The sequence below is a fragment of the Cytobacillus sp. FSL R7-0696 genome (assembly GCF_038006865.1).
GTDB lineage: Bacteria > Bacillota > Bacilli > Bacillales > Cytobacillaceae > Cytobacillus > Cytobacillus kochii.
Genome location: NZ_JBBOWA010000001.1, coordinates 4,322,103 through 4,346,708 on the forward strand (window position 1 = coordinate 4,322,103; position 24,606 = coordinate 4,346,708).

At 35.7% G+C, this 24,606-nt stretch carries 28 protein-coding genes; 6 read left to right on the top strand and 22 right to left on the bottom strand.

Features of this window, described 5'->3' with window-relative positions; all coding sequences use genetic code 11:
• Positions 1 to 180: 180 nt before the first annotated feature.
• Positions 181 to 1,116: an ATP-grasp domain-containing protein gene (locus tag MKX29_RS22020; protein ID WP_224936266.1), complete on the bottom strand. Its 936-nt coding sequence runs from the start codon at positions 1,114 to 1,116 to the stop codon at positions 181 to 183.
• A 161-nt stretch (positions 1,117 to 1,277) separates the two neighbouring features.
• Positions 1,278 to 2,804 carry an MDR family MFS transporter gene (locus MKX29_RS22025; protein WP_224936265.1) on the bottom strand — a complete coding sequence of 509 codons (1,527 nt, stop codon included), beginning with the start codon at positions 2,802 to 2,804 and terminating at the stop codon, positions 1,278 to 1,280.
• A gap of 177 nt (positions 2,805 to 2,981) precedes the next feature.
• Here MKX29_RS22025 and MKX29_RS22030 point away from each other — a divergent pair, with 177 nt between their 5' ends.
• The gene (locus MKX29_RS22030; RefSeq protein ID WP_341107798.1) at positions 2,982 to 3,854 is read left to right on the top strand and encodes a TetR/AcrR family transcriptional regulator; all 873 of its coding nucleotides are present in this window, start codon (positions 2,982 to 2,984) and stop codon (positions 3,852 to 3,854) included.
• Positions 3,855 to 3,901: 47 nt separating this feature from the next.
• Here the strand turns inward: MKX29_RS22030 and MKX29_RS22035 are convergent, their stop codons facing one another.
• From MKX29_RS22035 to MKX29_RS22055, 5 genes are all read right to left on the bottom strand, one after another.
• Complete coding sequence (locus tag MKX29_RS22035; protein ID WP_263624160.1) at positions 3,902 to 4,981, bottom strand: nitric oxide synthase oxygenase; 1,080 nt, start codon at positions 4,979 to 4,981, stop codon at positions 3,902 to 3,904.
• 72 nt (positions 4,982 to 5,053) lie between these two features.
• On the bottom strand, positions 5,054 to 6,403 hold the full coding sequence (locus tag MKX29_RS22040; RefSeq protein ID WP_341107801.1) for a D-arabinono-1,4-lactone oxidase: 1,350 nt from the start codon (positions 6,401 to 6,403) through the stop codon (positions 5,054 to 5,056).
• A complete protein-coding gene (locus MKX29_RS22045; RefSeq protein ID WP_341107803.1) occupies positions 6,400 to 7,563 on the bottom strand; it encodes an alanine racemase in 1,164 nt (387 codons plus the stop codon). Before MKX29_RS22045 ends, MKX29_RS22040 begins: the two co-directional genes overlap by 4 nt.
• 88 nt (positions 7,564 to 7,651) lie before the next feature.
• Positions 7,652 to 9,175 (bottom strand): solute symporter family protein, encoded by a 1,524-nt coding sequence (locus MKX29_RS22050; RefSeq protein ID WP_224936261.1) that lies wholly within the window; start codon positions 9,173 to 9,175, stop codon positions 7,652 to 7,654.
• Between the two features lie 2 nt (positions 9,176 to 9,177).
• A complete protein-coding gene (locus MKX29_RS22055) occupies positions 9,178 to 9,522 on the bottom strand; it encodes a DUF485 domain-containing protein (RefSeq protein ID WP_224936260.1) in 345 nt (114 codons plus the stop codon).
• A 171-nt stretch (positions 9,523 to 9,693) separates the two neighbouring features.
• Between MKX29_RS22055 and MKX29_RS22060 the strand changes: the two genes are divergently transcribed.
• Together MKX29_RS22060 and MKX29_RS22065 are read left to right on the top strand one after the other, a co-directional pair.
• A complete protein-coding gene (locus MKX29_RS22060) occupies positions 9,694 to 9,822 on the top strand; it encodes a hypothetical protein (RefSeq protein WP_341107806.1) in 129 nt (42 codons plus the stop codon).
• A gap of 140 nt (positions 9,823 to 9,962) precedes the next feature.
• Positions 9,963 to 10,388 (top strand): DUF2621 domain-containing protein, encoded by a 426-nt coding sequence (locus tag MKX29_RS22065; protein ID WP_224936258.1) that lies wholly within the window; start codon positions 9,963 to 9,965, stop codon positions 10,386 to 10,388.
• 77 nt (positions 10,389 to 10,465) lie between these two features.
• Here the strand turns inward: MKX29_RS22065 and MKX29_RS22070 are convergent, their stop codons facing one another.
• From MKX29_RS22070 to MKX29_RS22080, 3 genes are all read right to left on the bottom strand, one after another.
• Positions 10,466 to 10,960 carry a CcdC family protein gene (locus MKX29_RS22070; protein ID WP_341107810.1) on the bottom strand — a complete coding sequence of 165 codons (495 nt, stop codon included), beginning with the start codon at positions 10,958 to 10,960 and terminating at the stop codon, positions 10,466 to 10,468.
• Between the two features lie 82 nt (positions 10,961 to 11,042).
• The gene (locus MKX29_RS22075) at positions 11,043 to 11,402 is read right to left on the bottom strand and encodes a response regulator (RefSeq protein WP_095369427.1); all 360 of its coding nucleotides are present in this window, start codon (positions 11,400 to 11,402) and stop codon (positions 11,043 to 11,045) included.
• A gap of 183 nt (positions 11,403 to 11,585) precedes the next feature.
• On the bottom strand, positions 11,586 to 12,293 hold the full coding sequence (locus MKX29_RS22080) for a cytochrome c biogenesis CcdA family protein (RefSeq protein WP_095369428.1): 708 nt from the start codon (positions 12,291 to 12,293) through the stop codon (positions 11,586 to 11,588).
• A 303-nt stretch (positions 12,294 to 12,596) separates the two neighbouring features.
• On the opposite strand from MKX29_RS22080, the gene MKX29_RS22085 reads away from it, so the two are divergent.
• Positions 12,597 to 12,776: an aspartyl-phosphate phosphatase Spo0E family protein gene (locus MKX29_RS22085; RefSeq protein WP_224936256.1), complete on the top strand. Its 180-nt coding sequence runs from the start codon at positions 12,597 to 12,599 to the stop codon at positions 12,774 to 12,776.
• A 199-nt stretch (positions 12,777 to 12,975) separates the two neighbouring features.
• Here MKX29_RS22085 and MKX29_RS22090 read toward each other — a convergent pair whose 3' ends face one another.
• The 6 genes from MKX29_RS22090 to yneA all read right to left on the bottom strand — a co-directional run bounded on the left by MKX29_RS22090 (position 12,976) and on the right by yneA (position 17,697).
• Entirely contained in the window at positions 12,976 to 13,194 is a 219-nt protein-coding gene (locus MKX29_RS22090) for a YneF family protein (RefSeq protein ID WP_095369430.1), read from the bottom strand.
• 84 nt (positions 13,195 to 13,278) lie between these two features.
• A complete protein-coding gene (sirA, locus tag MKX29_RS22095) occupies positions 13,279 to 13,713 on the bottom strand; it encodes a sporulation inhibitor of replication protein SirA (RefSeq protein ID WP_095369431.1) in 435 nt (144 codons plus the stop codon).
• A gap of 136 nt (positions 13,714 to 13,849) precedes the next feature.
• The gene (tkt, locus tag MKX29_RS22100) at positions 13,850 to 15,847 is read right to left on the bottom strand and encodes a transketolase (RefSeq protein ID WP_289433576.1); all 1,998 of its coding nucleotides are present in this window, start codon (positions 15,845 to 15,847) and stop codon (positions 13,850 to 13,852) included.
• A gap of 158 nt (positions 15,848 to 16,005) precedes the next feature.
• Positions 16,006 to 16,236 carry a DUF896 domain-containing protein gene (locus tag MKX29_RS22105; RefSeq protein ID WP_224936230.1) on the bottom strand — a complete coding sequence of 77 codons (231 nt, stop codon included), beginning with the start codon at positions 16,234 to 16,236 and terminating at the stop codon, positions 16,006 to 16,008.
• 448 nt (positions 16,237 to 16,684) lie between these two features.
• Complete coding sequence (locus MKX29_RS22110; protein ID WP_224936229.1) at positions 16,685 to 17,350, bottom strand: YneB family resolvase-like protein; 666 nt, start codon at positions 17,348 to 17,350, stop codon at positions 16,685 to 16,687.
• 14 nt (positions 17,351 to 17,364) lie between these two features.
• Positions 17,365 to 17,697, bottom strand: a complete 333-nt coding sequence (gene yneA, locus MKX29_RS22115) for a cell division suppressor protein YneA (protein WP_341107816.1) — start codon at positions 17,695 to 17,697, stop codon at positions 17,365 to 17,367.
• Positions 17,698 to 17,828: 131 nt separating this feature from the next.
• Here yneA and lexA point away from each other — a divergent pair, with 131 nt between their 5' ends.
• Both lexA and MKX29_RS22125 read left to right on the top strand, forming a co-directional pair.
• Complete coding sequence (gene lexA / locus MKX29_RS22120; RefSeq protein WP_095369436.1) at positions 17,829 to 18,476, top strand: transcriptional repressor LexA; 648 nt, start codon at positions 17,829 to 17,831, stop codon at positions 18,474 to 18,476.
• A 196-nt stretch (positions 18,477 to 18,672) separates the two neighbouring features.
• On the top strand, positions 18,673 to 18,957 hold the full coding sequence (locus tag MKX29_RS22125; RefSeq protein ID WP_341107819.1) for a DUF4257 domain-containing protein: 285 nt from the start codon (positions 18,673 to 18,675) through the stop codon (positions 18,955 to 18,957).
• Between the two features lie 573 nt (positions 18,958 to 19,530).
• Here MKX29_RS22125 and MKX29_RS22130 read toward each other — a convergent pair.
• The 6 genes from MKX29_RS22130 to MKX29_RS22155 all read right to left on the bottom strand — a co-directional run bounded on the left by MKX29_RS22130 (position 19,531) and on the right by MKX29_RS22155 (position 24,590).
• Complete coding sequence (locus MKX29_RS22130; protein WP_224936225.1) at positions 19,531 to 19,878, bottom strand: hypothetical protein; 348 nt, start codon at positions 19,876 to 19,878, stop codon at positions 19,531 to 19,533.
• Between the two features lie 267 nt (positions 19,879 to 20,145).
• Positions 20,146 to 20,487, bottom strand: coding sequence for a hypothetical protein (locus tag MKX29_RS22135; protein WP_095369439.1), 342 nt, complete (start codon positions 20,485 to 20,487; stop codon positions 20,146 to 20,148).
• Between the two features lie 258 nt (positions 20,488 to 20,745).
• Positions 20,746 to 21,048, bottom strand: coding sequence for a hypothetical protein (locus MKX29_RS22140; protein ID WP_224936224.1), 303 nt, complete (start codon positions 21,046 to 21,048; stop codon positions 20,746 to 20,748).
• A gap of 300 nt (positions 21,049 to 21,348) precedes the next feature.
• Positions 21,349 to 22,683, bottom strand: a complete 1,335-nt coding sequence (glnA, locus tag MKX29_RS22145) for a type I glutamate--ammonia ligase (RefSeq protein WP_341107823.1) — start codon at positions 22,681 to 22,683, stop codon at positions 21,349 to 21,351.
• Between the two features lie 41 nt (positions 22,684 to 22,724).
• Complete coding sequence (locus tag MKX29_RS22150; protein WP_095369443.1) at positions 22,725 to 23,135, bottom strand: MerR family transcriptional regulator; 411 nt, start codon at positions 23,133 to 23,135, stop codon at positions 22,725 to 22,727.
• Between the two features lie 180 nt (positions 23,136 to 23,315).
• A complete protein-coding gene (locus MKX29_RS22155; protein ID WP_341107825.1) occupies positions 23,316 to 24,590 on the bottom strand; it encodes a methionine gamma-lyase family protein in 1,275 nt (424 codons plus the stop codon).
• Positions 24,591 to 24,606: the final 16 nt, after the last annotated feature.

Genomic DNA, 24,606 nt, shown 5'->3' on the forward strand with positions numbered 1-24,606 from the left:
AGAAATAACCTTAAAAACCTCCATAATCAAGAGCTGCTTAAAACTAAGCAGCCCTTAGATGTATTAGCTAACATTTCAGTATTACTCACATACACATTTTGAATTAGCATATGTCACTCTAATTAGAACTGTTCATAGAAAAATGGACTAGCTTCATTAGTATATGATGGCTAACATGAATTATGCTCGTTTCAACTGTTCCTTCAAAAACGTTGCTAGTTGTAACATACCATATTTACCTGCAATTGCTTCAGCGTCTGGATTATAATTCGTATTTGTATTGATGTCATACGTATAAACGTTACCCTCACCATCTTTTATAAATTCAATCCCTGCTACATCAATTCCTGCATATTCAAGAAATTTCTCATATTTAACCATTTGTTCGGTATCCACTTCATCAGTGATTTCGAATTTAGGACGTATCTGTGGCTCTTCTCCCACCGGACAAAAAGCATCGCCAATTTGACAAGCATCTGCCGGACATAATTCAAACCCTTCCGAAGTATCAACATTTACAGCATAATAAAACTTCCCGCCAATGAACTCTGCCCTTGTAATTATCTGATCCTCCGATTTTATATATTGCTGAATAAGAGTAATCCCATCAACAGGTTCTTCGAAGGAATTGCTATTAACATATGTTCTTAAAGAATCGATTGTTTGGAATAACTGCACACCTAAACCTTTTCCTGCACGGTTGTGTTTCGTTATAAAAGGAGTGGTTCCTAATCTTTCAGCTGCAGTTATAATATTTTCTTTCCCAACTGCTCCAATTGTTTTTGGTGTTTTAATCCCGCTTTTTTCTAGTAGAGCATATTGTTTCACTTTACTCACTTCTAACGAAAGTGCGTTACTCCCATTTAACACTTGTCTACCGTGACTTTCTAGCCATGCAATCACACTTGCTGCTAATTCTGGAGCGAAACGATGCCCTCTCGTGTGAGATGAAGCACTCATGCGATTATAAAACACACCTTCTGGTGGTGTAGAAGTTAAATCGATTAATCCCTCATGCAAGTGCCATGTTTCATAAGGTACTTGTAATTCATCTAATCTACTTGTCAAATGGTCTGTCCATTCATCATTCTCGTGAATAATATATATTTTCTCCAAAGAAAACACTTCCTTTTAATAAAAACTATTATGTATGGTACCTATTATTTCACGGGTATCAGAAATTCGCAATTATTTCGTATAAAGATACAACTAATCTTCCTTTTAAAAAATCATAAAAAAATGACTGTGAGATGAGGATCTCCAGTCACTTTATTCTATCATCTTGACGATTCTGTTTCATTTAAAGGTTCTGTTTCTAATGCTTCCGTCTGTTCTTCAGGATCTTTTGCAGGTACTGAGCGTTTCATAAAGAAGACGAGAATCAACGCAATAGCCGAGATAAAGGTTGAAACGAAAAAGGCAAAATTAATCCCGTCTAATGTAGATTGCAACCCAATTTGTATCATCGCTTCTTGAGATAATTCTCCTCCACCATTTTCACGTAGAGTAGTTTTTGCTAAATCTTCTCCGACAGCGTTTGCTTTATTAGACATAATTGTAATAAGTAATGCTGTACCAATGGCACCAGATACTTGGTTAAGTGTATTATTCATCGCCGTACCATGGGGATAAAACCGTGGTGGTAATTGATTCAAACCGTTTGTCGATACAGGCATCATGACCATTGACATACCGAACATTCTAATCGTATGTAATACCATAATATGAATTACCCCTGTATCCATACCAAGACGACTAAAAAAGTAAGTCGAGATAGTCATAATGCTTAAGCCGGTTAAAGCTAATATTTTCCCACCGAATTTATCAAATAACTTTCCAGTTAGGGGTGACATTGCTGCCATTATTAATGCACCTGGCAGCATCATTAAACCGGCATCAAAAGGGGAAATACCTCGGATATTCTGTACATAGATAGGAATGAGTAGCATCCCTGAGAACATCGCCATATTCACAACCATTGTAATAATCGTTGAGAGAGTAAACATTGGAAATTGAAAAACACCAAAGTTTAACATTGGTTCTTTTTGCTTGTTTTGTCTAAAAATAAAAATGAATAGAGAAATAGCACCAACAATGATAGTTAAATAAACGTTCGCAGCACTCCATCCATCATTACCTGCTGAGCTGAATCCATATAAAATTCCACCAAACCCAATACTAGACAATAATAATGAAAGAAAATCTAATTTAATTGATTGCTTTTCTTTTTTATCTCTTAACCATATAAAGCCTAATAGTAAAACGATAATTGCAATTGGAGAAATAAAATGAAACAGCATTCGCCAATCATAATTTTCGACTATCCAACCTGACAATGTTGGACCTATCGCTGGGGCTGCCATTAATATTAAACCAAATATCCCCATCGCAGAACCACGCTTTTCAACAGGGAAAGAAACGAGCATCACATTCATTAGAACAGGCATTAATATAGCCGAACCGGATGCCTGCATCATTCTTCCTATAAGTAACATGCTAAAAATATCGGCAAATCCAGCTACAAATGTTCCTAATGTGAACATAAGCATCGCAAATAAAAACAAAATACGAACACTATATTTACGGATTAAGAACGCCGTTGCAGGGATTAAGACCCCATTTACTAACATATAGCCAGTTGTTAGCCACTGGACAGTAGCTGTATCTACATTCAAATCCTCCATGATTGATGGTAAGGCGATATTTAATAAAGTATTGTTTAAAAACGCAATAAATGCACCTACCATTAGGATTGCTAATAATCCATAGGGTGGTGTATTTGAATTTTGGTGATTTGCGGTCATTGGTTCCCCTCCCTATACACATTGTTCAATTGTTTGTACCACTATTTCACGTAGGACTTATCATAACTGATATGATTAGTGAATGCAATCATTATATTTCGCTTTGCGAATTTTTTCTTAGTAGAATTTTATGTTATGATACTAATTATTTAAAACTTAAAAATAAGGTGATATTTTTTGAAGGACAGAAAATTACATGTCATTCATTTAGCTCATGAATTATTTATTGAAAAGGGATTTCAAGCTACTTCTATCCAAGATATATTATCTTATACAGGTATATCTAAAGGTACATTCTACAATTACTTTTCATCAAAATCAGAATTACTGATGGCCATCTTTAAAGATAGTTACAAACTGATGGAAAAGGAGAGAGATGCTTTACTTATCGGAAAAAGCCCACAAAGTATTGATGTTTTCAAGCAGCAAGTTGAACAGCAAGTCATGTTTAATCATAAACACCAGCTTGTCTCCTTATTTGATGAAATGTTCATATCAGATGACTTAGAACTTAAAGCATTTATAAGAAAAGGTCAGCTCCAGACAGTTAAGTGGATTTATTACCGTTTTATTGATCTGTTTGGAGAGAATCGGCGAGCATACCTTCTTGATATGTCTATTATCTTCCTTGGTATTCTTCATCAGTTGAGCAAATATTATACTGAATTATTTCAATCATCGGTCAGTATTACTAAGGTTGTTCAATATAGTGTTGAGAGAATTGTAGAAATGACAAATCAAGTTGCGACAAAAGAAGTTCAACTATTCTCACCTTCTTTAATCGATACAGAGATCAACGATTTATTAGGTACTGAAACACAGGATGAAATTAAGTATTTATGTGAACTTATCTTGGAAACGGAAGCAATAACTAAGGACGAAGAATTATTGATACAGTTTATTCAAGACGAACTCCTTTTAAGAAAAAAACCAAGGAAGTTTCTTATTGATAGTGCCTTAGAGACATTAAAACGGACAGATTCAATTTGTAATAAAGGGAGTATTATACGGCTTCAGTCTATTGTTCACAAAACTTCTTCCCAATCATAAAAAAAAGATAGATATTCTAACCTTTAGGGTAGAGTATCTATCTTTTTTTAATAAGGTTTATGCTGATAATAATAATTGGGTGACTTACTTACATTTTTATAAGGTTTATGAAAAATGTGAGTAGTAGCTGGTGATAAAGGGGGGATAAGCCAAGTCCACTCTCCAGTGACTTCTCTCTTATGTTTTCTTTCCTTCGTTTCAAATTGTTTGAATTGTTCCGCAGCCGTATGGTGATCTACAATACTAACTCCTGCCCGTCGGAAAGAATGCATGACAGCTAAATTTAATTCAATTAATGCACGATCTTTCCAAAGTGAAGCATTCGAGCGAATATTTAACTCTAACATTTCTGCTATAATAGGTAGCTGATTGTACCTCTCTTCATCTGCTAAATTTCTAGCACCTATTTCTGTCCCCATATACCAACCGTTAAAAGGTGCAGCTTCATAAATAAGACCGCCTATTTCCATTTTCATATCAGCAATGATGGGGATTCCATACCATTTTAACTGTAATTCTTTAAACCAAGTATATTCGGGATGTTCGATTTCTACCTCAACAATTAATTCTGTTGGGATCGTAAACCATTTGGGTTCTTCATTGTTCTTTTGAATAACAAGCGGTAATATATCGAAACGACTATAGGTCGGCTCCCAACCTAGCTCGATGCACTTTTTTGTAAATTCAATAGAAGATGAATCACCTAATATACCATCTTTGGTGTCGTATCCAGCATACCTAATTAATTGGTGATTCCATAGACGAAAGGTTGTATCACTCTCGTTACTTGGAAATACAGTAATAAAAGGTTTAATTTTCCCACTATTCGTCGCTAGTTTTATGTGCTCAAAAAGCGCCTTTGCTACTTCCTCTTCTGTGTTACATAATCTCTTATCGATGACTTGAAGTGTTTCCCAAAAGAAACGCCCTATACAACGATTACTATTACGCCATGCAAGTTTGCTACCATAAGCCAATTCTTCCTGTAATTGCGTATATGTTCCAGTTGATTCTATTTCATCAAATATCATACTTAATCTTCTATCCGCTTGTTCTTTTGATTGCCTTGTTTCTTCGTAAAACTGATAAATAAATTCCTGAGCTTTTTGAAATAGTTCTTTAGACAAGATAGACTGAATCCTCCTGAATGTAGATTCGATAATACTATTTTACCATATCCCTATTGTATATTAGAAAAATCATGGCTTTTCTGTCATTGTTTCTTTCCCGTACATGTTGCCCTTTTCAATATTTAACAACTTCGCCAAATACGGATTGACAAATAAATGGTTTGGATCAAGTTTTGCTCTCCAAATGAGGAATTCTCTTAGGTGGCTGTATTTACGAGTCAACTCTGAAAGCTTTGCTTGATGAACCTTCCCCCAATGAGGACGCCCATTATACTTATTCATAATTGCTTCCATATCGTTAAAATAGGTTTCATATGGCATACCTTTAAACATATGAAAAGCAATATAAGCTGAATCTCTCCCAAAAGATGGACTTAACCAAATATTGTCTCTTTTCACGACGCGACATTCGATTGGAAAATGGACCTTATATTGCTGCTCTTCTATCTTTTTCCTTATTTCATCGAGACAAGCAACCATATGCTCTAATGGAATCGCATACTCCATTTCAACGAACTTTACTTTTCGTGGAGTAGCAAATAAATCATAACTTGGCGCATATTGCTCACTATTACTAATGGCTTTTGCGCTTATACGACTAACTGATTTCGATAGATTTGGCCACTTGCGACATAAGACAGATAGAAAACCAAATATATAATTTTCCATTATCATACTTTCCATCTTACGCCATTTTCTTGTCCTCGGCTTCTTGTCTGTTATATTCATTGTTTTTATTTGCACATGGTTAGAAAAGGGAAATAAGAAGCATTCAAAATGGCGATTGTTATGGATATATAAACTAATATGAGGCTTTAAATCACTATAAGGTATTTTCCTACTTTTATAAACATAGGTCGGCGCTTGAATGACTTTTAATTTCACCTTTACAACGATGCCCAACAACCCTAACGAAACGAGCGAGGCATCGTACAATTGTGAGTTTACTTGACGAGAGATTAGCAGTTCCTCTCCTCCTGCTGTAATCAGCACTAATTCTTCAACTTGTGTAGAAATATTGCCGAATTTCATACCTGTCCCGTGTGTACCAGTTGATATTGCGCCGGCAATACTTTGCGTGTTTATATCACCGAGGTTTTCTTGCGCCCAACCTTTCTCACCTAAGTATTTGCCGATTTCATATAATTTGGTACCACCATATACCTCTACTAAACCTTGGTCCTCATCAAAAGAAATCATACCTGATAAACGGTCTAATGAAACGAACCACTCTTCGGTTTGAATTAGATTTGTGAAAGAATGTCCAGATCCTATCACTCTAATCTTCTTCTCTTCCTTTCTTGCATTATTTACAACTTTTATGACATCCTCTATGCTTTGTGGAAAAAATAGTTGCTCAGCATTAAATTGTACATTTTCTGCCCAGTTACGGATAGATGCGAGCGAAGTTTTTCTCATAGGAAACACATCCCTTCTCCTCTATACGTTTTTACAGTTGATGTGGATTGATTTTCCGAGTAGCAATGAATCTCTGTGAACCTTTCACATACCTCCCCAGCTTTCGCAGCTCTAAAAACAACGGCACTTCCTATGGATAAACGTTCTTTTGAATAAGACAATGGTGTTTGCACCTCGCCAGCACCTTCCATAGATAAAAGTCTCATGCCATGTGGATATACGGGATGTGGCATCTTCGTTTGATCAGTAACACCGGAAGCAATGTAACCTCCTCCGAGACATGTATATATATTCGCTTTCGCTTGACGAACAATAGGTATGGCAAAGAAGAGAGCAGGTTCGTATTTTATCTCTTGATAATAATCAAAAAGAAGTGGTGAATAAAAGCCTGACCCGACAGTAATTTCCGACACTTGTTCGTCTGTCGCCGTATAATGGATACTACCAGTCCCGCCACCATTCACTAAAGCAGGTGTATAACCTTTTTGTTGTAAAGCTGTAATGATTTCTTCCCTCTTCCGTTTTACTTCTCGCTTTGCTTTTTGTTTCATTAAACGAATAATGGTATTTTTCCCATATGAATGCGGGACGTTATCACCAACGCCAGCAATTTGTGCTTCATATCCCATGAGTCCCTTCCAGTGAAGCACATCACTAGCATGAATAGCTTCTACTATAGCTAGGACCTCAGAGGAGCTTCTTAAAGAAGATCGGCGAACACCAAAATGAAATCCAAAAATATTTGTACTCATATCTATATCTATACAAACTGAAAACTGGCCATTTACAGACTTTGCTAGTTTTATTAAATAATCAACATGCGCTAAAGAATCGACCATGACAGTTATTTCTTTCGGGTGCTCTCGAGCAATTAGCTTTAGAGAATTTTCATCCATACTTGGGTATCCAAGCAAAATGTCATTAAAACCATATTTCACTAATACTAAGCTCTCATCAGCAGAATAAGTCATAATACCTTGATAGCATTCATTTGAAGCCAAAATACGCTTGATTACTTCAATGGAACGAATAGACTTTGTTGCTACTCTTATTTTTTTGCCTTTTGCATGCATTGCGATGACCTGGCAGTTTCGATCAAGAGCATCTAAATCTAATAAAAGGGCAGGCTTCAATACATTTTCTATTTTTTCCATATCCATTAAATTCTCACCACCACCATTATTTCGCAAAATATAAGAAGAGCGACTTTCTTGTGGAAAGCCGCTCCTGCTCGTTGTATTAAAAATATTATTTAACACCTGTATTCGCTTTAACAGTTACTTCATTATATTTCTTCTCATCTCGTTTATTTGACACAACTGCACCAATATAAGCTGCTAGAAATCCTGCTGGAACTGATATGATTGCTGGGTTGGTTAATGGGAATATTGGATCACCAACAAGGATTGCTGTTCCTTCAGGGCTCAATACACTTGGACTAATAGCTACTAGAACAAGTGCAGTAACGAGACCGGTAACCATTCCTGAAATGGCACCCGCTGTGTTGAACTTCTTCCAGTAAATTGTATAAATGATAACTGGAAGGTTCGCACTTGCTGCCACACAGAAAGCTAAAGAAACTAAGAAGGCAACATTTAACGTTTGCGCAAATAGGGCTAAAATAATCGAAAGTACAGAAACACCAATGGAGGCATATCTTGCAGCCAGCATTTGCTCTCTCTCAGTTGCTTTACCTTTTTTAATAATTTGCCCATAAATATCATGTGCAAAGGCTGAAGCTCCTGAAAGCACAAGCCCAGCAACGACGGCCAGAATGGTAGCAAAAGCAACGGCAGAAACGAATGACATTAGGAAGTCTCCACCAAGTGCTTCAGCTAATAGAGGTGCTGCCATATTACCAGCTGCATTGGCTGCAACGATATCTTGTGAGCCTACAAACGCTGCAGCTCCAAATCCTAGGAAGATCGTTAAGATATAGAATATTCCTACAATCCAAGTAGCTGTGACAACAGAACTTCTCGCTGTTTTAGCATCTTTTACTGTGAAAAATCTCATCAAAATATGAGGCAGTCCAGCAGTACCTAATACAAGAGCGACCATCATTGACAATGTGTCAACACCGTTCGTATATTTCACACCTGGGTTTAAATATGATTCACCGTGGGATGTTACCGTTTTCATTTGCTCAAACATACCAATAATATTAAAGTTAAACTCTTTTAATACAAGGAATGAAATAATAACTGTTCCTATCATTAATAGTGCTGCTTTAATAATTTGAACCCAACTAGTTGCCGTCATTCCGCCAAATAAAACATAAGTTGTCATCATTACACCTACGATTACAACAGCAATCCAGTAATCAATACCCAACAATAATTGTATAAGTGCACCAGCTCCAACTAATTGAGCAATCATATAGAAAATTACAATCGTTATCGTACTAATTGCCGCTACTCCTCGAACTTTCTTTTCACTAAACCTGGCACTAATCATATCAGCAATTGTATATTTACCCAAATTTCTTAGTGGTTCAGCAACAATATATAATACGACTAAATAGGCTACTAAGTATCCAATAGAATAGAAGAAACCATCAAACCCGAATAATGCAATCGCGCCCGCAATACCTAAAAAGGAAGCGGCTGATAAATAATCTCCAGCAATCGCTAAGCCATTCTGCCAACCGGTTAATCCCCCTCCAGCTGTATAAAACTCACTTGCTGTATTCGTGCGTTTTGCTGCCCAATAAGTGACCACCAATGTCATCGCTACGATTAATACGAATAAAGTTAAGCCAATCCCACTCATAATTAACGTTCTCCTTGTGTTTTATGACTTTCAATGATTTGTTCTGCATCTTTATCAAATTTTGCAGCTTTTTTAACGTAAATCATGCATAAAACCCAAGTCATCACAAATTGTGCAAACGCATACATCCAAGTCCAAGTAATAGAACCAATTGCCGGTTGATTAAGCACATTCGTAAATGAAGTCAGTATCGGTAGCATAAAATAAAAGAGCATGAAAAAAATAATCATTGGTACTAAAAAGGCTTTCTTAGCACTTAATAATCTTTTAAAAGCTGAACTACTTGCCACAACCTCATAATCTACATTCTCTTCCTTTTGGTCATGCGCTTTCGCTAAGTTATCCAATGGATCCCCTCCCATTTTCTGAAATATATGTATATTCTAAAAAATATAATAAATATATGCAATAGTATTTGTACTAAAAGAAAAGATTTATTTTTAGACAAGTTTCGACAATAACAAGAAATTTTAATATAATAGAAAGTAAATTATTTACTATAGTTTGCGAGGGAAATCATGAAGAAAGTACGTCTATTAAAAGACTATCAAAATTTTCAAAAAGGTACTCCTTTTCTCGTCATTACTGAATCTGAATTTATTGGTGTAAAAGAATATGTATTGAGAACATATGATTTACATCATTGATTACTCATCACCGACAAGGAATACGCCACACTGTTTTCACAAATTGGGAAAAACGAACCTCTTCTGTGACGCTTGCTTGTCTGATTGAATAAGAAGCCTTATAATAATGAGAGAATAAGAACGGTAAGGGTGAAAAGAACATGCTCGATGGTTGGTTTATGTGGTTTATACTTTTTTGGGTTGTCATATTAGTAATCCTTATGTCCATTGGTGGTTTCTTTATGTTCCGAAAGTTTTTAAAACGGCTGCCTAAAGCTGACGGTAAATCTGATATGGATTGGGAAGAATATTATGTAAGACAAACACAGCATTTATGGGGACAACAAGAAAAAGAGTTATTGAATGATCTCGTTAGTCCAGTACCAGAACTCTTTCGTGATGTCGCCCGACAAAAGATAGCTGGAAAAATTGGAGAATTAGCTGTAAAGGAAAAAGCAACAAAGATAACAGAAGAAATTCTCATCCGCGGCTACATAATTGCTACTCCAAAAAAAGATCATAAATTTCTAAGAAAAAAATTGGTACAAAAAGAAATCAACATGACACCATATGAACATCTTTTTTAAAACGAAGCAAAAAATTGCACAATAATAAAGAAGCACCTTTAAAAGTTGGACACTCTTAAAGGTGCTTCTTTTCATTATTAAGTAGTTGGCCTCGATCTTACTTGTTTAATATTTACCGCTTTGTCCATTTTGCGAAATTGAACGAACATCGCCATACGCCATGGAACAATCATCGCAAATGCTAATAAGTAAAACATTCCTGCAAGTGCACCTACATCTATAGTCGAACTTAGCATCAGTTTGGCAACGAGGCGAATAATGAGTAAACCTATTAAGATAAATATAAACGCTTTCGATTTCTTTAAATAGATTTCGTCTTCCTTCTTCTCAAATTTAGTCGTTTTGATTAATATTAAGGAAAACAACGCCCCTACTATAGCAGCTTCCAATAATTCAATTGGCGTAACGCGAAAATAGGGAAAAATAAACATTAATGCCCCCGTACTCATAAACACGGGAGGTAAAATTATCTTCTTGATCGTGACTGGATGATTAGCTGCCTTCATTCGGATGAACATAGCTAATACTGCCATAGAAACAGCTCCAATTGATGTCAACAACACCATGTCCATAAAAAACATCCTTTTACAATAAAATCAATGACACTTATTATTATAGCTAATTCCTATTCAATAGTAAATTATATGTATGATATTAAGATAACACTCGTGATACTGCATCTATTACTCTAACTTCATCAAATGGTTTGATGATAAAATCTTTTGCCCCAGCTTCGATCGCTTCTACTACCATTTTTTGTTGACCCATGGCCGAACACATAACAATTCTAGCTGTTGGGTATTCAGCTCTAATTTTTCTCATTGCTTCTAATCCACTCATCTCTGGCATTGTAATATCCATTGTCACAAGATCTGGTGTTAATTCTTCATATAAAGCAATGGCTTGTTTACCATTCTCCGCTTCGCCCACAATATCATGATTGGCTTTTTTTAATATATTTGTTAAAGTCAGCCTCATAAATTTCGCATCATCTACTACTAGTATCTTTGCCACCTATTATTCCTCCTCCAAACACATCCGCTACAACATCTCATATTACAGAACTACTTTGATTTCAAAGTAATATCCTCATTACAATATATCTAATTTTTCTAATAATTTCAATTTAAACCCAACGACAATTTTCGCAAGGATCAAAAAGCGAGTTATCCTCACTTTTTAATCCAATTATCACTGTTAAAAACCAGTAAAACCACCTGTCAACATAGTGAGGAGGGAGATTATATCAGTCATCCAATCAAAAAACAAGACGACACCCATTACTATCATTAAAATCCCACCAATTCTCATAATCTTTACATTATGTTTTTTAATCCATTTCATTTTACCGATAAAGAAAGACAATATTAAAAATGGCACAGCAAAGCCAATAATATAGGCAATCATATAAAATAAACCAGATCCGGGATTTGTCGCTGAAAGTAAAATAACTGAAGCTAAAATAGGTCCAGAGCAAGGTGTCCAACCAGCAGCAAAGGCTAAACCTATTAAAACTGAACCGAAGTAACCAGTCGGTCGATTTTTAAAATCAAATCTCCTTTCTTTCATTAAGAATGCTGGCTTAAGTAAACCTAAGATCACTAGACCAAATATAACGATAAAAATGGCTCCAATTTGACGGATGAGATCAGCATATTCATAAAAAAAGTTACCTATATAAGAAGAACCAAAGCCGATGGCAATAAACACTATTGAAAATCCTAATAAAAAGCATAGCGTATGTATCAAACTACGTTTTTGTAGCAGTGCATTCTCCGTTTTTAATTCACCTACGCTCATTCCAGTGATATACGATAAAAATGCCGGATATAATGGTAAGCAGCATGGCGAGATGAAACTCAAAAAACCTGCACCAAGAGCAATAATAAAATTCACATCAGTCATACCAACACCTCCATACCTTCCCCTTTTTCCTTCCCCATTCTATCAAAACATTATGAGAAAAGAAATTAATCTTTTTGAATAATTTGTGTCTAACATTTAACACACATGGTAAACACCAGTTTTATTTCGACATTGTATCAATTTCGTTGAATCATTTAGTGATATGTATAATGAATGTAAAAAGTTTTACATAAGTTTCTTTTGAATTAATTACCATAATTCGCTATAATTAATAAAAGTATATTTGGGACAAAATAGAAACTACTTCATGGTTAGACAAAATCGCAGAGGAGTTTTAGGTGCGTGAACAAACAAGACTTACTATTATTAATTGAACAAAAAAGACGAGAACTGATTCAAACTGCTATGAGAAACGGCCTCAACTCTACTTCTGCCATAAAATATAGTCAGGAGTTAGATTCTCTATTAAATGAATATAATCGTCTTTACGAGAGCAGACTCACATTAAATAGACAAGCATAAAAGGCTAACACTTGAATTCATCAAGTGACTTGATATCAAAGAATTCAACAATATGATACCGACTAAAGAAATAGACCAAAGCTAAAGTTTAGCTTTGGTCTATTTCTTAGTTGCAATGAAGAACCGAAAAATAAAGTTTGCTCTGTTTCTATCTATATGCAATTGAACCTAGTAACTTTATCTAACTATAGTTCGTAAGTTATTTTCCAGGTTGTTGCTTATTCATCGCATTCATCATTTGGTTAATTTTCTTTTGAGACGGCTTCATTCCCATTTGCATCATCATCATTTTAAGCATTTGTTCATTAATTGGTGGATTTTTCTTTAGGTAGCTCATCATATATTTACGAGCGATGAAAAATCCTAGTGCTACACCAGCAAGTAATGCTAATATACCAACTAGAATATATGTCCACATACTACTTCCTCCTTCATGTTGTCTATCATACAGTGTACTAGACCAAAGGTTATTATACAATATTTGCTGATGATTTTCTCTAATTTAGACAAACTTTCTTTCTTTTATTGGCTTTAACCAGCCAAATCGATTATGAAAAAGGTCGATTGCTAAATAAGAACTTTCTTCTTTTCGTAGGACTTCAAAGAACACCGTCTCTGCATCATAGTTTCCTTGAGCCTCTAAACTAAGAAAACGATCATAGATCATCAACTTAGCTTGACTATTCTTCTCTTTAATATAAAATGCATTGCTCTTATAAGAAACTTTTTTCTCTGCATATAATTCTCTATATAGATCATTATTTACTTTATCTTTTGGAATATTCTTGGTGATAAAGGCAATTTGTTTTCCCAAAATAAATTGGATCGTTCCAGTCGCTTGTTCATATTCCTTGAACAGCTGATAAAACATTTGCTCTCTACCAAAATAATGAGACGCAAAAGGTTCATCTATTAAATATAGCTGATACGTTCTCATAGAATTACTCCTTTTTTAGACAAGTCTTTTTCTTATTATAAAATTTTATTTCAGTATTTTCTGTCTCTTTTTGTTATAAATTTCTACTTTTTTTGTCGAAAAAAAACGAAGAGGGAAATTCCCTCTTCGCTCATGCTTATAAACTTTTTAATTTGCTTACGATATTCTCTACAGTAAACCCATACTCTTTTATTAGAATATCTCCTGGTGCAGAAGCACCGAATTGATCAATTCCTAAAACGTCGCCTTCTAGACCGACGTATTTATGCCAGCCAAATGATGCTGCCATTTCAATGGCTAAACGTTTGGTTACATTTTTAGGTAATACAGATTCTTTATATTCATTTGATTGAGCATCAAATCGTTTCCAATCCGGCATACTGATTACTGCCACATCAAAGCCCTCTTCTTTTAAAGCAGCTTTAGCCTTTACCGCTAATTCTACCTCTGACCCTGTCGCTAAAAGAAGCGCATCTGGTTGATCTTTTTCTGCTTTTGCAATCACATAAGCACCTTTTTGAACTCCTTCAGGGGCTAACTCTGCTGAGTTTGGTAGGGTAGCAATATTTTGCCTAGTTAACACAAGTGCTGTTGGTTGATCTTTTGACTCAATCGCTAGCTTCCAAGCAGCTGAAGTCTCATTTCCATCAGCTGGGCGAATTACTGCTAAATTTGGCATGGCACGAAGCGCTGCCAATTGTTCAACTGGTTCATGTGTAGGCCCATCTTCACCTACAGCAATACTATCATGTGTAAGAACATAAGTAACAGGTAGCTTCATTAATGCGGCAAGTCGAATAGCTGGTCTTAAGTAGTCAGAGAATACAAAGAATGTCCCTCCAAAAACATTTAGGCCACCGTGTAAAGCCATACCATTTAAAGCGGCACCCATAGCAAATTCTCGTACGCCAAACCAAATATTTTTACCAGCATAATTAGTTGCTGAGAAGTCTTCTGCATCTTTAATCATCGTCTTATTCGAACCTGCTAAGTCAGCTGAACCACCAAAGAAAGATGGTAAGTTCTTCGCAATACTATTGAGAGCTTCCCCTGAAGACGCTCTAGTGGCTAAGCTTTTGCCTTCTTCATATACGGGAATATCTTTATCCCAACCATTTGGTAATTCACCTTTGATTGCACCTTCTAGCTGTTCTGCTAATTCCGGATGATTTTTTTTGTAAGCAGCAAAAAGATCTTTCCATTCACTATCTGCTTTTTCACCGTTAATAGCTACATTTTGTTTGAAGTGTGCATATACTTCTTCAGGTACATGAAAATCTTCTTCAAATGTCCACTCATAAGCATCTTTTGTTAATTTTAATTCAGCTGAGCCTAGTGGCGATCCATGAGAAGCAGATGAGCCTGCCTTATTCGGGGATCCATAACCAATTACTGTTTTAACTTCTATTAACGTCGGTTGTGTAGTATTTTGACGAGCGCTGTCAATTGCCTGGGCAATTTCATCGAGATTATTTCCATCTTCTACTCGAAGATAATGCCAGCCATAACTTTTAAAACGATCGGCTACACTTTCAGAAAATGATTGATCTAAATCTCCGTCTAATGAGATGTCATTAGAATCATACATTACGATCAGCTTTCCTAATTGAAGGTGACCAGCAAGAGAAGCTGCTTCTGCAGACACTCCCTCCATTAAGTCTCCATCTCCGCATATACTATATGTATAGTGGTCTACTACATTGTAGCCATCTTTATTATATTCAGCTGATAGGTGGCTTTCTGCCATTGCCATCCCTACTGCCATGGCAATTCCTTGTCCTAATGGACCTGTTGTCGCATCTACACCTGGTGTATGGCCATATTCAGGATGTCCTGGTGTTTTACTACCCCACTGACGAAATTCTTTAATATCATCTAAAGAAAGACCATATCCCGATAAATGAAGGAGACTATACAAAAGCATAGACCCATGACCTGCAGATAACACAAAGCGATCACGATTAAACCAATCAGGATTTTTGGGATTATGATTCATAAACTTTGTCCATAAGGTATATGCCATTGGCGCAGCTCCCATTGGCATTCCTGGATGACCAGAGTTTGCCTTCTCGACTGCATCGATAGACAATGTTCTTATGGCACTAATTGATAAAGCATCTGTTTTGTTGAACATGAACGACATCCTTTCAATATATATCCTACAAATTAAATATAATAGACTTTCACCTTCAGTTACAACCAGAAAGGTAAAAAATTATATAATTGTCATATAAACAATAACAAAGGAAACTGTTCGTGACAGTTTCCTTTTAAAAATTTATAAACACAATCTTAGTGAAGTGGTTTATTTTGTTCACGTTTTAACTTATCTGGTGTAACATCATTACCTTCAGGGTCAATAACAGTAACACCTTTTAATGTATTTAACATAGAAGCTCTAAACTTCTCTAAATATTCTTTTCTTAATTTAGATTGTTCCTTTGCCTCTGATTCTGATAAACCTTCTGTTTTCGCTTTCTTAGCAAGCGAATTAATTCTCGCCAATTTTTCTTTTGAAATCATTATGTTACACTCCTTCCCATCCAAAAAGTCTTCATTCCATATGGAGAAGATACTTAATAGCCATATTACTAAATATGAATGGATTTTACAAGAAAGCAGTTTTACACTCATGCTTTTCACTATCATTTCAGAGGACAATAAGTTGGTATCGTATTGCTTTATTATTAGGTATGGCAATGTAGCAGTGTTCTCAACTTAAAAATGTGAGAATTATTTAATGTAGGGTGCGTATGTAAATAAGGGGAATAAGGGAATAATACTTTCACTAACGTTAAATGAAAAAACATGGATGAATCCTCGGCAAACAAATAACCATTCACAATTCACATGTCTGAACTCATGAACGATTGAAGGATCTTTCAGTATGCTTTTATCTTGGAATCAGTACCAGAATTTCTTAGTCTTTAAGTTAAATTACAACTAATCAACTTAACTTATTAGGCCTATATCATGATGATTCATTATCCACCTGCTCTATATCAGCTATATATTCATTATATCTACGGTTTACTGTCGCTTTAGATATTTTATAACCAAAGCCTCTTAACGTTGCAGCAATTTCTGCAAAAGTAAGGTTATTTTGTCTCAATTTTACTATTTCTTCTATTGGTACCTCTATTCGTTCTCTTCCGTTTATATTTCCTTGGTTTTTTAAATTCTTTTCAGGTCGAAAGCCTTTTTGAACAGCTTTTTGCATCCCTCTTTTTATTTTTACATTATGTAGTTTTCTTTGATACTCTTCAACCATGCTAACAATTTGTAATACCATAGAATCAGAATCTGAAAGTTGCAATTCTCCATTATGGGCAATAGTATAAATTTTCCCATTTTCCTTAAGTATACAATGTAAGATGGCAATTTTAGCATTTCCTCTTCCAATCCTGGTTTCATCTTGAATAAGAACAGCCTCTGCTTGATTTTGTTTAAGTAACTCCAATAATTGCAACAAACCAATTCTTTCTAAATCATAACCACTTGCTTTCTCACGTATGACTTCAACCACATTCATATCCTTCATTCTCGCTAAATGTAAAAGTTCTTCCTCTTGTCTAGCAAGAGACGTTTCCTGGGTATCTTTCGTCGTACTCACTCTGCAATATATAATTACATTCATTCTCTTTCATTCCTTTAGTCTTCTAATATCACACTAGCTAAATTTGTTTCAGATATTATTTCACCATCTGTAATGGGAAGATACACCTTATCACCAGGATGTATTTTACCTAAATGTATATGATTAAATTCTTCTACCCAAGCAACAAAGTCTTTAGAAGACATATGATGGGCATCTTTAAATTCCTCCGCCATTTTCCATAAAGAATCTCCTTGTTTTACTTCAACTTTTACATATTCCACCTGATTTGCATTACCAGTGTTCAAAAATAATAAGAAAGCCATACCGAAACTAAAAGCGATAAGAATAATAGCATAACTATAAGAATTCCACAATTGTTTTATCATTAATTGCCACCCCTGAATAGAATATATGTTCGATTTGATAATTTTAGTATAATGCGAACATTTGTTTCTGTCAATAAGAAAATTCGAACTTATGTTTGTATCTATTTACTACTGATGGTATAATAATCTTAATGAAATTGACGAAGGTGCGTGATAGCGTGAAATTATCTAAGAGGCAGCAAGATATATTGAATTTTATAAAAGATGAAGTAAAACAAAAAGGTTATCCACCTTCCGTTAGGGAAATAGGTGAAGCTGTTGGACTTGCTTCAAGTTCAACCGTACATGGCCATCTAGCCAGACTAGAGAGTAAAGGACTTATTCGTCGAGATCCGACAAAACCCCGTGCCATTGAAGTATTAAATTTAGAAGAAAGCAACCCAATTCCTAAAGTGCAAACGGTGAATGTTCCTATTATCGGTAAGGTTACTGCTGGTCACCCCATTACTGCGATTGAGAATGTTGAGGAATATTTTCCTTTACCTGAAAGAATGGCTCCGAGTGATGAAAATATCTTCATGCTTGAAATTATGGGAGAAAGTATGATTGAAGCTGGCATATTAGATGGTGATTATGTCATAGTCAAGCAGCAACAAACAGCAAATAATGGAGAAATCGTGGTTGCTATGACAGAAGATGATGAGGCCACCGTTAAGCGATTCTTTAAAGAGAAGAACTTTATCCGCTTGCAACCAGAAAACCCTACCATGGAGCCGATTATCCTGCACAATGTATCTATTTTAGGCAAAGTAATTGGTGTTTATCGCCAAATACACTAAAAAAAGAGTGTCATTATTGACACTCCTTTTTAATAGTTGCAATTATCTTTATATGTTACTCATACAATTATAAAATTTGAAAAATTCAGTAAAATAGAATCATTACATGGAGACAAAAATATATTATAATGAAATTTACACCAAGAATCAACCTAAGGTCGCAAAAAAATCTCGGCTTTAGGAGTGTGAAGGAAAAATGTTAATGAACATTCTCTTCGCTGCGTTGATTGGTGGAATTGTCGGTGTTGCAGGACATTTGCAGAGATTAGGCAAACTAGTCAAGCCACGGATGACAAAAAAATTCATTTATTTAGGGTTCTTAGAAGACATCTTACTAGGAGGACTGGCGTCCGTATTTGTCATTGTGACAACAACACCGGATTCCCCCACTGCTGTTTTCATCATCTCTCTCGTATCTGGTATGGGAGGTGAGGGTATCTTAAAATTATTAGATACCCTAAAAGTAAAAGATCAAGAATAAAATTTTATTCCGTTCTTATGAACGGTTTTTTGTTGTATATAACAAGATTTAATTATATCTAGACAACTAACTTCCCGCTTAAACAGTCTGTTTCACCTTTATGGAAGGGATATAACACATTACCATTTTGTTTAACGTTGAGTAGCTTCTTAAATTGTCATATGTATGTCTTACACAGCACATAGAACCACTCTCCTGAAGTACGGTTCATCAATTCAATACGAAATATTGTTTTTAAACATGATGTTTTATGGGTAAATAAAAAATAAAGCATTTTTCATGAAAAACAGATGGCTAACTGGATTAAATGCTAATTATTCAATTGATTGGTAACTAAAACAAAATACTATTTCTTATTGATTTCGATTATCCGCATCAATACTTATAAATTTTCTTCCTAATCTTAATAAATCTGTAGACAAACTCATATAAGGAGTTTGTCTACAGTCTGAAGCTGCCGCTAAAACTGCATTTGAATATGCCTTTTAGTATCAGCAATAGTTATTTTCCCATATATTAGCTTCCATTAAAACAAAGTAAAAGCACTTTCAACTTACGGGTTTCCTAAGTTCCTTATACTTCAACTGCAACGATATCATCACAACAGATCGTAGTAATTCGTACACGAGCTTTCTTGTCACAACAACAATGATCGTGACGATCATCGTGACGATCACAGTCTGCTTTAGCTAGGAAGACTAAATTACCGCGAATATCGATAAACTCCCCGAACACATGGCCGCCACCTTTAAGAAATACTCTCACATCCTCACCACGGGAAATGTTCTTAAAGAACTCATCACAGCCACAATCCTTATTGTCATCTTTGCTGTAATTACCACAACCATGATTGTTGTTGTCATATCCATATGAGTCTGAATATCTTGGTCTTCTTCCAAAAAAACAATTATTATATCCCATATCTCTTCCTCCTTTCTATCATTATGTTAATACTATATGTCGAGGGTCTTGGAGATGTACGGGCTATATCCCCCTGTTAAAAGACCATTTTATTTTCTCTGTGAACCTTCTTTTTGTTTGTCAAACCTAACTATAAAATAAAGAAGCAGCCGTTATGGCTGCTTTGGACTCGATTTTTGGTATCTATTAAATAGATACCAAGTTGAATGTTAATACTAAACAGTTATAGCCCTTGCATCCGCTAAGACACAATAAAGAAACTCCTAACTATCGTGTTTCAACTGCAACGATATTATCGCAACAGATCGTAGTGATTCTTACACGATTTTTCTTGTCGCAACAATCGTCGTGACGATCATCGTGACGATCACAGTTAGCTTTTGCTAAGAAAACTAAATTACCGCGAACATCAACGAATTCTCCTGTCACATGGTCGCCACCTTTAAGAAATACTCTCACATCCTCACCACGGGAGATATTCTTAAAGAACTCATCACAACCACAATCCTTGTTGTCGTTTTTACTGTAATTACCACAACCGTGATTGTTGTTGTCATATGAGTCTGAATATCTTGAGCCTCTTCCATAGAAATTATTATTACATCCCATTTTTCTTCCTCCTTTCTATGATTATGTTAATACTATATGTGGATGGTCTTAGAGTTGTACGGGCTATATCCCCCTGTTGAAAGACCATTTTATTTTCTCTGTGGACCATCTTTTTGTTTTTCAAACCTATAAAAAAGCAGCCATTATGGCTGCTTTTAACTGAGACCCTTTTTAGTTTCTATTAATTAGTTGAATGATGATACGAAGCAATTATAACCCTTGCATTAACTTCTTTTAGACTCATAAAAAGGACTCTTACTATCGAGTTTCAACTGCAATGATATCATCACAACAGATCGTAGTAATTCTTACACGATCTTTTTTGTCGCAACAATCTTTGTGACGATCATCATGACGATCATCGTGACGATTACAGTTAGCTTTTGCTAGGAAAACTAAATTTCCACGAACATCGATAAACTCTCCGAACACATGGCCGCCACCTTTAAGGAATACTTTCACATCCTCACCACGGGAAATGTTCCTAAAGAACTCATCACATCCACAATCGTTATGATCATATCCGTATGAGTCTGAATAGTTTTGATTATTATATCCCATATTCTCATCCTCCTTTCTCTGATTATGTTAATACTATATGTGGAAGATGAAGAGTTGTACGGGCTATATTACCTTGTTAAAAGACCATTTTATATTTGATATGACATCTTCTTAAGTTTTATAAAAAATCAGATGTTAAGGCTACTTCTATAAATTAAATGTAAAGAGGTTCATAATAAACGCCTCAAGGATGATCCTCACCGCTTTACTTTCTTCTATTTTTAAATACAAAAAGACTGTAGGTACCTCGATTACACCGAGTTTACCTACAGTCTGAAAAAACCACTTTGGTATTATCTATTAATACATTTGTAAATATTGCTCGCGTTCCCATGGGTGAACTTGCGTACGGAACATATCCCACTCAATTTCTTTTGCTTCAATAAAGTGTTCAAGAATATGCTCACCAAGTGCAGCAACCATTACTTCATCTTGTTTGAGAAGTTCTAGCGCGCTATAAAGTGTTGCTGGAAGATCTTTAATACCTTCAGCTTCACGTTCCTCTTTGCTCATAACATAGATATTACGATCTACTGGAGCTGGTGGTGTTAGGTTGTTTTTCACACCATCTAATCCAGCTTTAAGAAGAACAGCCATTGCAAGGTATGGATTGGCAGCTGGGTCAACACTACGTACTTCTACACGTGTACTGACACCACGTGATGCTGGGATACGAATAAGTGGTGAACGGTTTCTTGCAGACCAAGCAACATAACAAGGAGCTTCATATCCAGGCACTAAACGTTTGAAAGAGTTTACGGTTGGATTTGTTACAGCTGTGAAACTTGGTGCATGGTTAATGATACCTGCAATAAAATTACGTGCTGTATCACTAAGTTCTAAATCACCTTTTGTATCATAGAATGCATTTACACCATTTTTAAATAATGAAACGTTACAGTGCATACCTGATCCGTTCACACCGAATAATGGTTTTGGCATAAATGTTGCGTGTAAACCGTGTTTACGTGCAATTGTTTTAACCACTAATTTAAATGTTTGGATATTATCACATGCTGTAAGTGCATCAGCATATTTAAAATCGATTTCATGTTGCCCTGGAGCCACTTCATGGTGAGAAGCTTCAATTTCAAAGCCCATTTCTTCAAGCTCAAGAACGATATCACGACGGCAATTTTCACCTAAGTCAGTCGGAGCTAAATCAAAATAACCACCATTATCATTAAGTTCTAAAGTTGGTTCACCTTGATGATCTAACTTAAATAAGAAGAATTCCGGTTCAGGTCCAAGATTGAAGTCTGTAAAACCGAGGTCTTCCATTTCTTTAAGGATTCTTTTTAAGTTATTACGAGGGTCTCCCGCGAATGGCGTACCATCTGCATTATAAATATCGCAGATTAAACGAGCTACTTTTCCTTTTTCCGCCGTCCAAGGGAATACAACCCATGTGTCTAGGTCTGGGAATAAATACATATCGGATTCTTCAATGCGAACGAAACCTTCAATTGAGGAACCATCAAACATCATTTTATTGTCCAAAGCTTTTTCAAGCTGACTAATTGGAATTTCTACGTTTTTAATTGTTCCTAGAATGTCAGTAAATTGCAATCTAATAAATTTAACATTTTCTTCTTCAGCAATACGTCTGATATCTTCTTTAGTGAATTTTGCCACCTTGTGTTTCCTCCTTTAAAGTCAAGAAAAGATTTTTTATTTTAATGGAAAAAGCGTGATAAATCACCTTGCCTTAAAGACGATCGAGTAAACCTACCTGCTTGCATAAATTCTTTACGCAAAAGCTTTCTCAATTCGTCATCTGACAAATCGTGTCTCACTTTTTCTTCTTGCTTCTTAAATGCTTGTTCATCCATCTCTTGTTGTTGTTTCACTGTGAATAGTTGCTTTATTCCCGCCATATTGACCCCTTGATCAATTAAATCTTTGATCTCTAGCAATTTATCAATATCATTCAATGAATATAGCCTTCTATTCGTATCCGTTCTAGCTGGAGTAATCAATTGGTGTTCTTCATAATAGCGAATCTGTCTTGCTGTTAGCTCAGTCAGCTGCATCACAATGCCAATTGGAAAGAGCGGCATGGAACGACGTATTTCACTTCCAGTCAACCATCTCTCCTCCTTCATTCTTTTACTTTTAATTTCTTTGTATCTTATATCCTATTATATGTCGTGTTAGATAATCTGTCAACAAAATGTTATGTTTTATCACATGGAAATCATGAAATTTTCAAACTTTTTTCCTAATACTGAAAGGAGGCAGCATATATCCGTCTCCTTTCTCTATATTTATTGATACTTTTGAATGAGGTCTTTCTCTAATAATTGGTCTAAGGCTGTACAAATGGCGATTTTTACATGTGAATAGGTTAATCCACCTTGAACATATGCTTCATACGGGGGCCGAATAGGACCGTCTGCTGTAAGCTCAATACTTGCTCCTTGTATAAAAGTACCCGCAGCCATAATGACATCATCCTCATATCCTGGCATATATGCTGGATAAGCAGTAACGTGAGAGTTGATTGGGGATGCATATTGAATCGCTTGACAAAAGGCAACCATCATTTTAGCTTCACCAAATTGTACTGATTGTATTAGGTCTGTTCTCTCTGCATCCCATCTTGGATTAGTTTTCATCCCAAAGTATTCGAGGATTGCTGCTGTAAAAACCGCTCCCTTCAAAGCCTGTCCCACTACATGAGGGGCTAAGAAAAAGCCCTGATACATCTCCTGTAAACTATATAGTGATGCTCCAGCTTCCGCTCCAATGCCAGGGGAAGTTAATCGATAAGAGCAGGCTTCTACAAGGGCTTTTTTTCCAACAATGTAACCACCCGTTTTCGCCAATCCACCGCCAGGGTTCTTAATAAGGGAACCGGCCATTAAATCGGCACCAACATGACAAGGTTCCATCTCTTCAACAAATTCACCGTAACAATTATCTACGAAGATAACGACTTCAGGGTTGATGGACTTAACAAAATGAATCATTTCTTTTATTTCATTTATTGTAAATGATGGTCTTTCCGCATAACCTTTTGAACGTTGTATACCAACCATCTTTGTTGAAGATGTCATTCTTTCTTTGATTACCTCAAAATCAACAGTATCATTCGCTTGCAATTCAACCGCATCATACCCAATACGAAATTCTTTTAGAGACCCTACCCCTTTACCTCTTATACCGACGATTTCTTCTAACGTATCGTAAGGTTTACCCGTAATATATAAAAGGTCATCCCCCGGTCGTAAAATACCAAATAGCGCAGTGGATATAGCATGAGTACCAGAAATGATTTGTGGTCTAACCAATGCGGCTTCGCCACCAAAGACATCTGCATAGATTAATTCTAAAGTATCTCTACCCGCATCGTCATAACCATATCCCGTCGAGGGTATAAAGTGGCTATCACTTACACGGTGTTTTTGAAAACTCTGCAGAACCCGAAATTGATTCTCATCTATTCTTTCCTCTATTTTATGTGTCACACAAGAAATTTTTTTTTCTACTTCTTGAACAATCTCAGAAAGAGATTCTCCATTTATTAAGCTTTGGAACATGATCTACACCTTTACT

Coding starts and splice junctions, on each gene's coding strand:
- MKX29_RS22025 (WP_224936265.1), bottom strand. CDS start 2,804: ATGACCGCAAATCACCAAAATTCAAATACACCACCCTATGGATTATTA.
- MKX29_RS22040 (WP_341107801.1), bottom strand. CDS start 6,403: ATGAGAAAAACTTCGCTCGCATCTATCCGTAACTGGGCAGAAAATGTA.
- MKX29_RS22045 (WP_341107803.1), bottom strand. CDS start 7,563: ATGGATATGGAAAAAATAGAAAATGTATTGAAGCCTGCCCTTTTATTA.
- MKX29_RS22050 (WP_224936261.1), bottom strand. CDS start 9,175: ATGAGTGGGATTGGCTTAACTTTATTCGTATTAATCGTAGCGATGACA.
- MKX29_RS22060 (WP_341107806.1), top strand. CDS start 9,694: ATGAAGAAAGTACGTCTATTAAAAGACTATCAAAATTTTCAAAAAGGT.
- MKX29_RS22065 (WP_224936258.1), top strand. CDS start 9,963: ATGCTCGATGGTTGGTTTATGTGGTTTATACTTTTTTGGGTTGTCATA.
- MKX29_RS22070 (WP_341107810.1), bottom strand. CDS start 10,960: ATGGACATGGTGTTGTTGACATCAATTGGAGCTGTTTCTATGGCAGTA.
- MKX29_RS22080 (WP_095369428.1), bottom strand. CDS start 12,293: ATGACTGATGTGAATTTTATTATTGCTCTTGGTGCAGGTTTTTTGAGT.
- MKX29_RS22090 (WP_095369430.1), bottom strand. CDS start 13,194: ATGTGGACATATATTCTAGTTGGTATATTAGCATTACTTGCTGGTGTA.
- sirA (WP_095369431.1), bottom strand. CDS start 13,713: ATGAGAACGTATCAGCTATATTTAATAGATGAACCTTTTGCGTCTCAT.
- tkt (WP_289433576.1), bottom strand. CDS start 15,847: ATGTTCAACAAAACAGATGCTTTATCAATTAGTGCCATAAGAACATTG.
- MKX29_RS22105 (WP_224936230.1), bottom strand. CDS start 16,236: ATGATTTCAAAAGAAAAATTGGCGAGAATTAATTCGCTTGCTAAGAAA.
- MKX29_RS22110 (WP_224936229.1), bottom strand. CDS start 17,350: ATGAATGTAATTATATATTGCAGAGTGAGTACGACGAAAGATACCCAG.
- yneA (WP_341107816.1), bottom strand. CDS start 17,697: ATGATAAAACAATTGTGGAATTCTTATAGTTATGCTATTATTCTTATC.
- lexA (WP_095369436.1), top strand. CDS start 17,829: ATGAAATTGACGAAGGTGCGTGATAGCGTGAAATTATCTAAGAGGCAG.
- MKX29_RS22125 (WP_341107819.1), top strand. CDS start 18,673: ATGTTAATGAACATTCTCTTCGCTGCGTTGATTGGTGGAATTGTCGGT.
- MKX29_RS22130 (WP_224936225.1), bottom strand. CDS start 19,878: ATGGGATATAATAATTGTTTTTTTGGAAGAAGACCAAGATATTCAGAC.
- MKX29_RS22135 (WP_095369439.1), bottom strand. CDS start 20,487: ATGGGATGTAATAATAATTTCTATGGAAGAGGCTCAAGATATTCAGAC.
- MKX29_RS22140 (WP_224936224.1), bottom strand. CDS start 21,048: ATGGGATATAATAATCAAAACTATTCAGACTCATACGGATATGATCAT.
- MKX29_RS22155 (WP_341107825.1), bottom strand. CDS start 24,590: ATGTTCCAAAGCTTAATAAATGGAGAATCTCTTTCTGAGATTGTTCAA.